Consider the following 11,994-nt stretch of genomic DNA (forward strand, 5'->3'; position numbering starts at 1 on the left):
GCAGCCGCCGAGAGATTACGCTCCGTCAGGAGTGCGTCGAGCACAACGAGGAGATTTAGATCAAGTCCTTTGAAACGCATGTCATCAGCCATCCATGGGATGGATGCCTTTAACCGAAACAAACGACTTTAACAATTTAGCATTCTTGCAATCTTTTGTCGCAAAAAGTTTATGATGGATGACGTTAAGGTCCGACATATGAGCCGCGTGATCTGCCGAAGCGAGCAATCGTTCGTACTGTGCAGGTCAGAGATTGGCAGTTTGAAACGCCGGGCCGATGGCGCCGGTCTATCAACCAGCGTCTTCGGCGGCCCCGACCTAGCTAGGCGTGGAACCTAATAGGGTGCACCTTTCCAGTCCGAGGCGACTGATGGGCGGTTTGATCCTAAGCTGCCGTGAGGCCTGTGCCAATTGTATCGGCGAGCCAATGCAGCAGTCCGGCAGCGTTTTTGAGAGCTGTTGTAGGCTCGGCCTAAGCCCATTGGCGCAAGCCTATCTGAACGAAGCGCTTGGCCTTGCCGCTATCCGGTATGTGATCTGTGGTGCCTTCTCGTCCTGCTGTTCTTGTTTTGGAACGCCCTTATGGTGAGCCCATCCGGGACGTGGGGCACCGGGAGCACAAAGGTGCAGGCAGGCCGTCAATAGACCGTGGGCTGAGAGCCCGAGCTCGTTACATGGCCGCCCCTCGCGACTTTCCCGGATGCGCTGCGAGCGCGGATCAGTAGATGTCGTGTTGCCCGCCAGCTCCCGTCTTTGACCGAGCCAAGAAGGAGGAACGGGCATGCTTATCATCGGACTGGATATTCACCGCGCCTTCGCCGAAGCAGTGGCATGGGAGGAGGGCAGGCTCAGGCGACTCGGCCGCGTCGACATGCGGCGCGATCTGCTGGCGGCGTTCGCCGCGAAGCTGTCGCCGAACGATGTCGGGGTGATCGAGGCCACCGGCAACGCGACGTCCGCTGCAGCTGTGGTTGCGCCGCATGTGAAGAAGGTGGGGATCGCCAAGCCGAAACAGGTGTTTATCGTTGCCTATGCCAAGATCAAAACGACGATCGACGCCGACGTTCTTGCGCAGCTCTATGCCAGCGGCTTCTTGCCAGAAGTCTGGATTGCGGACGAGCCGACGCAGGCTCTGCGTCGACAGGTGACACGGCGCAATCAGATTGTCCGACAGAGATCTCGATTGAAGAGCGTCATCCAGTCGATCCTTCATAGCCACCTGATCCGTCCTGCCCGCATGCTGACCTGTGCGGCGCCAAGGGTCGGACCTGGTTAATCGAGCAGGTCGTACCGCAGGACGAGCGCCTCGCGATCGATGGGCATCTGCGCGAGTTCGACCGATTGGGCGAAGACCTCCAGGTCATCGAACGCGATCTTGTCCGCTCGGCTCTCGAGGATGAAGGCGTGAAGCGGCTGATGACCATTCCCGGCGTCGACATCACCGTCGCGCTGGCGATGAAGGGCGGCGATCGGCGACGTGTCGCGCTTCGACGATCCGCAGAAGCTCGTGACCTATCTCGGGTTGAACCCAAGCGTCCAGCAGTCCGGCCAGGTCCGGCCTACCATGGGCGGATCACCAAGCAGGGCCGTGGTCATGCGCGCGGCATGCTCGTCGAGGCGGCCTGGGCGGCCGCTCGTGCTCCCGGACCGTTGCGAGCCTTCTCCCTGCGGCGTGCGAGCCCGGCGCGGACAGCATGTCGCGGCCGTGGCAACCGCACGCAAACTCTCTGTCGTGATCTGTCATCTGTTGAGAAGGGCGAGAGTTACGCGTGGGCTCGACCCTCCCTGCATGCCAAGAAGCTTGCGCGATGTGGAACTCAAGGCCGGGAGCAAGGCTGTGCGCGGCCAAAAGGGAGCGCACGCCTACAACATAAAGAGCCACCGGGAAGAAGAGCGCCGCTGGGTGGAGCAGGCCGAGGGCGCCTATGCACGCCTCGTCGCCGGTTGGAACCCACGAGGTCCGAAGAGGGTAGGCACGGATGCCGCAAACGAGGCGCGACGATAGAAGCTGCGCGGCAGGGCTCTCATCTCGGACCCTGCTCTTCGCCACGCGGTCGTCCGTGCGCGACAGGAGAATAGCGCAGATTTATCAAAAAGGCTCTTGTCGATCACATCAGTGGTCTTGGGCGCTGTACGGCCGGGTGAAGACTTTGCAGGTGGCCCGGAAAGCGTTTGACCTGCAGCGAAGCAATTGTCGTCATTACGCGCTCGACCCGGGCGCCCAGCTTGGCATAAGGGCTACGTGGCCTCAGGAAGCGTCGTCGCCAATGCAGACCATGGACGAATTCCCAGCCGATGCCGAGATGCCGGTCGACCGTGCCTGTCGCCGTCCGGTGATGCGATGCCCCCGAGCGGATGAGTTCGCCCCGGATGCTCCCGGTCACGACGCACGGGTTCGGGTTCCAAGGCGCTCAGTTTTGTTCGCGCCCAATCGGTGTAGGACGCGGCAGAAATACGAGCGTGACGAAATCGGAAAGAATGATCCTGAAGCGGCGATTCGGTAGAGCCGGGTCAAACTATCCGACGAAATAAACGATCACTGGATGGGCGGGGGAGCGTCGCAAACTGGAGGGCAAGAGCTCCCGGACGCAGCGTTAAGTTTGAATACCTCCGCGGACATGGTCGCGAGCTTATCGCGCAAATAAATCGAGCAGCCGAGCGCCGGCCGCACTCATGACCGGCTGGGCTCGGTTAATCCTGCATGCCGCGCCCATGAGGTTACTTGTCCGGAGTGCGTCGAGCACAACGAGGAGATGTAGTTCACGATCTTTGAAAAGCGTGGTCAACCATCCAAAGTGTGGATGCCTTTCATCGAAACAAACGATTTCATCAATGTTCTGGAATCCTGCATGGGCAGAAGCACCTGATGGACACCGATGCCCCCACTGCCTCATGGCGTGGCGAGCGTCTTAAGAAACCGCCCGAAAGGAGATTTTTCATGCGCTCTACCGGGCAGTGGAGTGCTGGGAAAGGGAGTTGCAACTGACCGGCCATGTCAAACTGTCCGACTTCTTCCGAGCCTATGGACAGACCGGGAGACGCGCACGTGTAGCGGCTCACATCGTCATACTGCACCTACGCCACACACCGGCCGGACCTGATCCGGCTTTATGAGCATTGGGCTTTGTCAGTTGCCCAAGCGTGATGGCTTTCGCGACGCGGCGCGCCTCAGGAACTGAGCCGCGTCCAGGTCGAAACGCGGGAAAGAAAGACAGGAAACAGAATGGCCGATCAATTCGCAACGGACGTCATTGCCCTGATCAAGAAACGCGCCGAGTCGGAGAGCGGTGAGGGAATGCCTGCGTCATTCGTCGGCGAGATAACAATCGCCACGGAACTGGACGCGCTCGGGTTCGATTCGCTGGGTTTGGCGGACGTCCTCTGGGATGTGGAGCAGGCCTACGGCATCAAGATCGACATGAACACGGCCGATGCCTGGTCCAATCTCAAGAATGTCGGCGACGTCGTGGAAGCCGTCCGCGGCTTGCTTGCGAAGGAGGCTTGAATGGACAGGCGCGTCGTTATCACCGGAGTGGGCGGCCTGTGCGGACTGGGCACCGACGCCGCCTCTATGTGGAAAGAGATGCGCGAAGGCCGCTCCGCCATCGGCCCGATCGCCAATTCCGAGCTTCATGACCTGGAGGGCATGACCGGCGCTGAGATCAAGGCGCTGCCCCAGCACGACATCGATCGCAAGCAGCTCGTCTCCATGGCCCGCTTCAGCTTGCTCGCCGTGCTTGCAGCGCGCGAAGCCATGCGGCAGGCCGGACTTTCCTGCGACGAGGGGAATGCCCATCGCTTCGGCGCGACAGTGGGCGTCGGCGGCTTGGGCTGGGATGTGATGGAGGAAACTTACCGGGCCCTCCTTTTGGACGGCGCGAGGCGAGTTGGCATCCTCGCTGTACCCAAAACGATGCCAAGCGCCGCCGCCGGCCAGGTGAGCTTGAGCCTCGGCTTGCGCGGGCCGGTCTTCGGGGTGACCTCCGCATGTGCCTCGGCCAACCATGCGATCGCCTCGGCGGTGGACCAGATCAAGCTGGGCCGGGCCGACGTAATGGTTTCCGGAGGCAGCGACGCACCCTTCGCATGGGGCGTGCTGAAAGCATGGGAAGCAATGCGCGTGCTTTCACCCGATACCTGCCGGCCCTTCTCCGCCGATAGGAAGGGCCTGGTGCTGGGCGAGGGTGCGGGCATGGCCGTGCTGGAAAGCTACGAGCATGCCACGAGGCGTGGTGCCACAATTCTTGCCGAGATCGCCGGCGTCGGCCTTTCCGCCGATGCCTTCCACATTGCCGCGCCATCTGTCGAGGGGCCAGCGTCGGCGATGCGCGCCTGCCTTGCCGATGCCGGGCTGAATGCCGAGGACGTCGACTATCTCAACGCGCACGGCACCGGTACCAAGAGCAATGATCAGACTGAAACGGCGGCGATCAAGCGTGTGTTTGGAAACCACGCTTATTCGATGTCCATCTCTTCCACCAAGTCCACGCACGCGCATTGCCTCGGCGCAGCGAGCGCGCTTGAAATGATCGCCTGCGTGATGGCAATCCAAGAGGACGTCGTGCCGCCGACCGCCAACTATCGCGAGCCAGATCCCGCTTGCGACCTCGACATCACACCCAATGTGCCGCGCGAGCGCAAGGTGCGCGTCGCCATGAGCAACGCCTTCGCCATGGGCGGTACGAACGCAGTTCTGGCATTCAGGCAGGTGTAGAAGCCATGCAAGACGCCTCATTTGAGGTCACCTGTCGTATCTAGCTGCTTGCCGGACCACTATGTAAAGCGAGCGCTATTGGCTGCCTCTGCGATGCGGGAATTGGCAGCGGACGTCTCTCGATCAAACAGGCATCTTGCTTGTAGAATTCTTTTAATCGTGAAGCGGCGCGAGTGCGCTATCCGTTGAGGTGAGCAAGGCCGGCGCCCTGGGTGAGCGCTGGTGTCGGGTGGTGGAAAGTACAGGGGGAGCTGTGTGGCCCCTCTTTCTCGGCCTCGACGATGTGCGAAGGAGCCTGCGCGGCGAACGGGCCAACGCCCCAGGCTCAGAACCTGGGCGAACCTAACTCCCGCCAAAGGACAGCCCAGAGCTGGATACACGAAAGAGATACTGAACCCGCGAATCAGATTCTGATCAATCGTCGTGTCTGAGCTCCACTCGGCTCTTACGGAGATAATCGCGCGGCCCGGCAACGGCCGCGCGTGCCGCGGGCGTGAGCTTTGCGCTTCGTCAGAAGTGCCTCGAGCGTGACGACGATAATTGACCAGCCATATGGAACGCATTCGCCCAGTTATCCAAAGCGTGGATACCTTTCATCTAAACAAAGGATTTTACCGTTTTTGCTGCAGGTCCCATAGAAGCGCTTCAAGTTGGAAAGATAGGTAGTTCCGATGGTTGCGTTGGATCTGAGGAGCATCATCTGGTGTGCGGGGCGTACAAAGTCAGTCGCATCTGCATTGCGGCTTGGTCTTTCGGCGGTCCCCACAAGTTACGCCCCGTTGGCGCGACGCCAATTATTTAATCAATGCTTGGACATTTATCTCAACCAGACAGCTACAAGGTGAGGTCTTCCATGCGTCCGAATGTCGAGTGGAAGTTGTGCTGGGAAAATGAGCTGCAACTGGCCGACCATGTCGAACTCTCCGACTTTTTTCGAAAGACCTATGGACGGACTGGCGCCTTCAACGCGGAGCCATTCGAAGGCGGCCGCAGTTGGGCCGGCGCGAGGCCGGAATTCCGCGCAATCGGCTACGACGCGCATGGGGTAGCGGCTCACATCGGCATGCTGCGGCGCTTCATCAAAGTTGGCGAGGTCGACTTGATCGTCGCTGAATTGGGCCTGTACGCGGTTCGTCCGGATCTTGAAGGGCTCGGAATCGGTTTTTCGATGCGCGTGGCGTACCCAGTGCTCCATCAGTTGGGTGTTCCATTCGCTTTCGGCACGGTTCGGCACGCGCTGCGAAACCATGTCGAAAGATTCTGCAGAGCCGGCCTCGCGAACATTGTGTCGGGCGTTCGCGTACGGTCGACCCGTCCAGATGTGCATCCCGACCTGCCGCCCACGCGCCTGGAAGACGTACTCGTGTTGGTTTCGCCGATCGGACGCTCGATGGACGAGTGGCCGTCTGGTACCCTGATCGACCGGAACGGTCCGGAACTATGAAGCCTCTGGACTACATATGCGAAGGGCAGAGTGACAATGCCGATCGCATTGCAGAGCGCAGCGTCTATCTGACGTTTGACGACGGTCCCAATTCATTTTTCACACCGCAGATACTCAATGTGCTGGCGCAACATCAGGTGCCGGCGACCTTCTTCGTTGTTGGGGCCTACGCGGCCGACGAGCCGGAACTCGTTCGCCGAATTATTACAGACGGCCACGGTATAGCCAACCACACGATGACTCATCCGGACCTAGCTAAATGCGGGTCCGTCGAAGTCGACTGCCAGATAGTTGAGGCAAACAGAGTCATAGGGATGGCTTGCCCGCAGGCCATGGTTCGGTACTTTCGTGCACCCTATGGCATCTGGACCGAAGAAGTAATCGCTGCATTAGCGGGTGAGGCATTGGCGCCCGTCCATTGGTCCATTGATCCACGCGACTGGTCTCGCCCCGGCGTTGACGCCATCGTCGACAGAGTGCTCGCCGATATCCGGCCGGGCGCAATCGTGCTGTTGCACGACGGGTGCGCTCCCGACGAATTGCAACCAGGCAATCAAGCCAGTCTGCGCGACCAGACGGTGACAGCGTTGTCACGCCTAATTCCAGAATTGCACGGCCGCGGATTTGTAATCCGATCACTTCCTCAACATCCCTGAACAAACAGAGATCCTATGGACCTTCTCACCACAGCCAGTACTGTTGCCGTTTCGTCTTATGCGGTGCTCTCGACTGTTTACAGAGGCATGCAAGCGGTCTACTCCCAACCGGAAAATGTTACGCCGCCGTCGGAAAGCTTGTTCGGATCCGACCGTTGGCCGAGCGTGGATGTCATTATCCCCTGCTACAATGAGGACCCGCGCACACTCGCGGCGTGTTTAGCTTCCATTGCAAATCAAGATTACTCCGGAACATTTCAGGTCTATCTGGTTGACGACGGTTCTGGAAATCGTAATGCCGTCATCCCGGTACATCACGCCTACGAGGGCGACCCGAGATTCAATTTCATTCTGCTCCGCGAAAATGTTGGCAAACGCAAGGCGCAGATCGCCGCCATCCGCCGCTCATCTGGAGATTTCGTGCTCAGCGTCGACTCTGACACGACACTTGCGTCCGACGTCATCACGAAGCTTGCAGTAAAAATGCGGGATTCCATGGTCGGAGCGGCCATGGGCCAGCTGACGGCATACAACCGCAGCGACACTTGGTTGACCCGATTGATCGATATGGAATACTGGCTGGCTTGCAATGAGGAGCGCGCGGCGCAAGGTCGCTTTGGTGCGGTCATGTGCTGCTGCGGCCCATGTGCAATGTACCGCCGGTCTTGTCTCCTTTCTCTGCTGGATCAATACGAGACGCAGCTGTTCAGGGGGAAACCAAGCGACTTCGGTGAAGACCGTCATCTTACGATCCTCATGCTGAAAGCAGGCTTTCGAACCGAGTACGTTCCAGGTGCCGTCGCGGCGACAGTCGTTCCGGACAAGATGGGACCTTATTTGCGCCAACAACTCCGCTGGGCACGAAGCACTTTCCGGGACACGATGCTTGCGCGAGGTCTACTGCGTGGCCTGGATCGCTATCTAACTTTGGATGTGATGGGAGAGAATCTCGGCCCATTGTTGCTCGGCATCGCGGTAGTAACGGCGCTCGGTGAGTTACTATTTTCACATACAGTAAATTGGTGGACGGTGCTGGCTATTGTCACGATGACCATAATCAGATCTACGGTGTTATCTTTCCGCACTCGGCAGCTTCGATTCATCGGCTATTCAATGCACGCGTTAATCAGGATATTCCTGTTGATCCCCTTGAAGGCTTACGCCCTGTGTACATTGAGCAATAGCGATTGGCTGTCGCGTAAAAGTGTTCCCCTGCCCAACAGCAGCACAAAGGAAATCACAAGCGCGATGCCGCTTGGCGGAGCAAATGCTGCGGGCAATTCTGGAATTGCGGAGTCACTTCATACTGCAGATCTTTCGCTCACAGCTAGTGAAGTCTGACGGCCTTGCAGCGCCGAGTGACCGAGTAAGTTGTGTCAGTCGACACGGGGTGAAGCTTGTCGAGTTACCTATGGTCAGAACGGGGACTATGTGGAAGCGACACGTGGCATCTTGACGTTATTCTTTGGCGGAAGCGATACACACGTCGCTCCGGCCGCGACTTTCCAAAGGTGTCATCTCAAGGCGGTGGCCTGCTCTGAACCAGAATTCGCAAGTAAGCTGCCGGTGGCCAATCGGACTCATTCCGCTTGAGATAGACGCATGTCCAATGTAGCAATCGACCTTACCGGCGTAACCAAATTATTCGGAAACAAGCTCGTTGTGGACGGGCTGTCCTTCACCGTTGCATCGGGAGAGTGCTTCGGTCTGCTGGGGCCTAACGGCGCAGGCAAGAGCACGATTGCGCGTATGCTCCTCGGTATGACCCGGCCTGACGCGGGTGATATAACAGTCCTCGGTCTACCAGTGCCGGCACGCAGCCGCTTGGCCCGCAAGGGCATAGGCGTGGTCCCGCAGTTCGACAATCTCGACCTGGAATTTACGGTACGTGAGAACCTGTTGGTGTTCGGGCGCTACTTCGGCATGAGTACAAGAGAGATCAACGCCGTCATCCCACGGCTGCTCGAGTTCGCTCGCCTTGAGAGCAAGGCGGATTCACGTGTCGGCCTGCTATCCGGCGGGATGAAGCGGCGCCTGACGCTGGCACGTGCTCTGATCAACGACCCCCAGTTGCTTGTGATGGATGAGCCCACGACCGGCCTCGACCCGCATGCCCGCCATCTGATCTGGGAGCGACTTCGTTTCCTGCTGGCGAGCGGAAAAACGATCATTTTGACCACCCATTTCATGGAAGAGGCTGAGCGGCTTTGTGATCGGCTGTGTGTTCTCGAGCGGGGACGCAAGATCGCCGAGGGCAGTCCTCATGCGCTGATCGACGAGTACATTGGGTGCAACGTGATCGAGATCTTCGGCGGTAATCCACAGGAGCTGATTTCGCTGATCAGACCGTACGTTCAGCGTGTCGAGGTAAGCGGCGAGACGCTCTTTTGCTATGCGCCTGAGCCGGAGGATGTGCGCATCCAGCTTCGCGGTCGAGCGGGTCTGCGTATTCTAGAGCGTCCACCCAGTCTGGAGGACGTTTTCTTGCGGTTAACCGGACGTGAGATGGAGAAGTGAGCAATGGGTGAACGTTTTGCGGCCGCTCTACCCGCCAACGCCTGGAACTGGATGGCGGTGTGGCGCCGCAATCATCTGGCATGGAAGAAGGTGGCATTTGCTTCAATGCTCGGCACCCTTGCTGATCCGATGATTTACCTTTTCGGGCTCGGCACTGGCCTTGGACTGTTGGTAGGCCGCATCGAAGGTGCATCCTACATCGCCTTTCTGGCAGCCGGCATGGTTGCGACGAGCGCGATGACAGCATCAACCTTCGAAACAATTTACGCGGTTTTCGGTCGAATGCGCGATCAGGGCACTTGGGAAGCAATCCTGCACACACAACTTACCCTCGGCGACATCGTTCTCGGTGAATTGACCTGGGCAGCCACAAAGGCTTTTCTGGCCGGTACGACAATTGCGATTGTTGCGGCCGCGCTAGGTTATGCCGCGTGGACGTCGGTTCTCTACGTGCTACCGGTCGTCGCTCTCACCGGATTCGCCTTTGCGAGCCTGGCCATGCTCGTCATCGCGCTCGCGCCCAGTTATCACTATTTTATTTTCTATCAGACGCTTGTCATCACACCCATGCTGTTCCTTTCGGGCGCGGTTTTTCCAGTCGGCCAATTGCCAGGAGTGTTTCAGCAGATTGCGGCCTTCTCGCCCCTGGCGAATTCTATCGAGCTAATCCGTCCGGTGATGCTCGGCCGCCTGGGCGACAATGTAGGGCTGCATATAGGCGCACTTTGCATGTTCGCTGTATTGCCTTTTTTTCTGTCGGCTGGACTGTTTCATCGACGACTAATGCGTTGACGCTTGCTTACACCCATTAACCAGAAGGAGGTCCGCAATGCCGGATGCAAACTGCCCACAGCGGCCCGGAGGCATGCGTATGCTAGGAATCGCGAGTGGTACAACGCCGAAGCCGGGCGCCACCCAGCCGCTGCAGGCACCCGCCCAGCTTCGCGACCACACCTCGAAGAACAGGCTGGATGGTGAGGCGCGGACCCACCCGGAGCGTTCAATCGATAGCAGCCAAGCTTCTTGTGCGCGTCCACAGACCGTCGCGGCCATTATTTAGTTGGATACACATGCAATGACCCACAACGAAGCAACTCTTGAGCCTTTTGTGATCCTTGCTATGCCAAGGACCGGAACACACTATTTAGAAGAATTGCTAAACGAGCATCCGACCGTTTTGAGTAACGGTGAGTTGCTAAACGAATATGATCCCAATTGGCCCAGCACTGATCGCCTGCTAGGCACGGATCGCGAGCTTCTTGAGCTTGCCTATGTGCGCTGCCCTATGCGCGACTACAAGAATGTGACGCATCTTGGATGCAAGATCAATGAACCTCAGTTTCGCGAGCGTCCCGCATTCTTTGCGGAACTGGCTCGTTGGCCAGCACTCAAGGTCATCCTTGTTGTTCGCCGAAACGTATTGGAATCGCTCCGATCCTTTGTGCAGGCCAGGGAAAGCGGTCACTGGCTGAAGTTCAGCTGGGACAACGATACCGCTCGGCCACCGAGCGTCAGGTTGTCAATCGCCGACTGTGAGGCTTATTTCAAAGCCGCCGACGATTTTCACGCTCGCGTTATGGACTCCTTCACGTCGACCAACCTGCTTGTAATGGAATACGAGAGCCTACTTCACGAACCTGCCCAATGCCTGGGAGCGGTTTGGGATTTCCTGGGCGTTCCAGCGCTTGAGCCATCAGATAACGCCATCCTGCAGCGCCAGGAAACGCGACCGCTGGATCAAACGGTGGAGAACTTTGACGAGTTGCGGATTCACTTCGCACGGGGACCTTATTCAAGATTTTTTGACCTCGGAGATTCAATGCGCTCCTACGCTTAATCGCTTGTACCGCGTGCTCTGATGGGCGTGTAGGATATCCTGCAGTTTGCGCGCATTCCGTCGCAAAACTGACAAACCAAAGTCACCAAGACGACAGAGATATCGGCCGGCAGTCGATCTGCGGCAGACATCAAAGACACGGCCGCAAGGCGACCTGGTCAATTCCCTCTCTGGCGAAGCACTTCTTCAGACGCGATCTTTGGCGAGCCTTGAGTGCAAATTCCGGCAAAGGTGGAGGGTTCCAGTGCGCAACCCGCACCAATCTCGCTGGACGGGACAGGCCTCCAGTTGGCACGGCGCTTGCTCCGAGATGACAGCAGCGCTCGACCGGAGCGCAGCATGGGAGAAGGAGGAGCCCCCACCCCGATCCGGTCAGGGAGAGAGAAACGGTGTTGGTTCCAAGAGTCCCCCGCGCGATCGCAGCGCCCCGCAAGCCCCATTTTGCCCGGACCTACGTGCAGGTGCTTGCCGCCATAGTCCTGGGAGCCGCAATTGGCTACCTCTATCCGGAAACCGGCCAGAGCCTGAAGCCGCTCGGCGATGCCTTCATCAAAGTCGTCAAGATGATTATCGCACCTGTCATCTTCCTGACAATTGCGACCGGCATTGCCGGCATGAGCGATCTGCAGAAGGTCGGCCGAGTTGCCGCCAAGGCGATGGTTTATTTCCTCACCTTCTCGACACTTGCACTCGTTGTCGGACTGATTGTCGCGAATATCGTTCAACCTGGCGCCGGCCTCAACATCGATCCGGCCTCGCTCGATGTCCAAGCCGTTAAGGGCTATGTGGCCACGGCTCACGAGCAGTCCGTGACCAGCTTCCTGAT

9 protein-coding genes and 1 pseudogene are annotated in these 11,994 nt (G+C 58.6%); all 10 read left to right on the forward strand.

The window, feature by feature from the left end:
- The first annotated feature begins 781 nt into the window (after nucleotides 1-781).
- Nucleotides 782-2,005: pseudogene (locus tag EN969_RS03940) on the forward strand (IS110 family transposase).
- A 1,218-nt stretch (nucleotides 2,006-3,223) separates the two neighbouring features.
- Nucleotides 3,224-3,505 (forward strand): acyl carrier protein, encoded by a 282-nt coding sequence (locus EN969_RS03950; protein WP_029356603.1) that lies wholly within the window; start codon nucleotides 3,224-3,226, stop codon nucleotides 3,503-3,505.
- Entirely contained in the window at nucleotides 3,506-4,714 is a 1,209-nt protein-coding gene (locus tag EN969_RS03955) for a beta-ketoacyl-[acyl-carrier-protein] synthase family protein (protein ID WP_063169394.1), read from the forward strand.
- Between the two features lie 853 nt (nucleotides 4,715-5,567).
- A complete protein-coding gene (locus EN969_RS03960) occupies nucleotides 5,568-6,158 on the forward strand; it encodes a NodA family N-acyltransferase (protein WP_063169401.1) in 591 nt (196 codons plus the stop codon).
- The gene (nodB, locus tag EN969_RS03965) at nucleotides 6,155-6,814 is read left to right on the forward strand and encodes a chitooligosaccharide deacetylase NodB (RefSeq protein ID WP_063169400.1); all 660 of its coding nucleotides are present in this window, start codon (nucleotides 6,155-6,157) and stop codon (nucleotides 6,812-6,814) included. The genes EN969_RS03960 and nodB overlap by 4 nt, the downstream gene beginning before the upstream one ends.
- Before the next feature lie 15 nt (nucleotides 6,815-6,829).
- Nucleotides 6,830-8,155 carry a chitooligosaccharide synthase NodC gene (gene nodC / locus EN969_RS03970; protein WP_063169399.1) on the forward strand — a complete coding sequence of 442 codons (1,326 nt, stop codon included), beginning with the start codon at nucleotides 6,830-6,832 and terminating at the stop codon, nucleotides 8,153-8,155.
- 261 nt (nucleotides 8,156-8,416) lie between these two features.
- Complete coding sequence (gene nodI, locus EN969_RS03975; RefSeq protein WP_024505873.1) at nucleotides 8,417-9,331, forward strand: nodulation factor ABC transporter ATP-binding protein NodI; 915 nt, start codon at nucleotides 8,417-8,419, stop codon at nucleotides 9,329-9,331.
- A gap of 3 nt (nucleotides 9,332-9,334) precedes the next feature.
- Nucleotides 9,335-10,123 carry an ABC transporter permease gene (locus EN969_RS03980; RefSeq protein WP_063169398.1) on the forward strand — a complete coding sequence of 263 codons (789 nt, stop codon included), beginning with the start codon at nucleotides 9,335-9,337 and terminating at the stop codon, nucleotides 10,121-10,123.
- 283 nt (nucleotides 10,124-10,406) lie between these two features.
- Entirely contained in the window at nucleotides 10,407-11,168 is a 762-nt protein-coding gene (locus tag EN969_RS03985) for a sulfotransferase domain-containing protein (RefSeq protein WP_063169397.1), read from the forward strand.
- 389 nt (nucleotides 11,169-11,557) lie between these two features.
- Nucleotides 11,558-11,994 (forward strand): cation:dicarboxylase symporter family transporter (locus EN969_RS03990; protein WP_127379138.1); only part of this gene is annotated, 437 nt, incomplete at its 3' end.

It is taken from the genome of Mesorhizobium sp. M7A.F.Ca.CA.003.01.2.1, from assembly GCF_003998945.1.
Lineage (GTDB): Bacteria > Pseudomonadota > Alphaproteobacteria > Rhizobiales > Rhizobiaceae > Mesorhizobium > Mesorhizobium ciceri.

What these genes read in the sequence shown, in the direction of transcription:
- EN969_RS03950 (WP_029356603.1), top strand. Translation starts at nt 3,224, where the DNA reads ATGGCCGATCAATTCGCAACGGACGTCATTGCCCTGATCAAGAAACGC.
- EN969_RS03955 (WP_063169394.1), top strand. Translation starts at nt 3,506, where the DNA reads ATGGACAGGCGCGTCGTTATCACCGGAGTGGGCGGCCTGTGCGGACTG.
- EN969_RS03960 (WP_063169401.1), top strand. Translation starts at nt 5,568, where the DNA reads ATGCGTCCGAATGTCGAGTGGAAGTTGTGCTGGGAAAATGAGCTGCAA.
- nodB (WP_063169400.1), top strand. Translation starts at nt 6,155, where the DNA reads ATGAAGCCTCTGGACTACATATGCGAAGGGCAGAGTGACAATGCCGAT.
- nodC (WP_063169399.1), top strand. Translation starts at nt 6,830, where the DNA reads ATGGACCTTCTCACCACAGCCAGTACTGTTGCCGTTTCGTCTTATGCG.
- nodI (WP_024505873.1), top strand. Translation starts at nt 8,417, where the DNA reads ATGTCCAATGTAGCAATCGACCTTACCGGCGTAACCAAATTATTCGGA.
- EN969_RS03980 (WP_063169398.1), top strand. Translation starts at nt 9,335, where the DNA reads ATGGGTGAACGTTTTGCGGCCGCTCTACCCGCCAACGCCTGGAACTGG.
- EN969_RS03985 (WP_063169397.1), top strand. Translation starts at nt 10,407, where the DNA reads ATGACCCACAACGAAGCAACTCTTGAGCCTTTTGTGATCCTTGCTATG.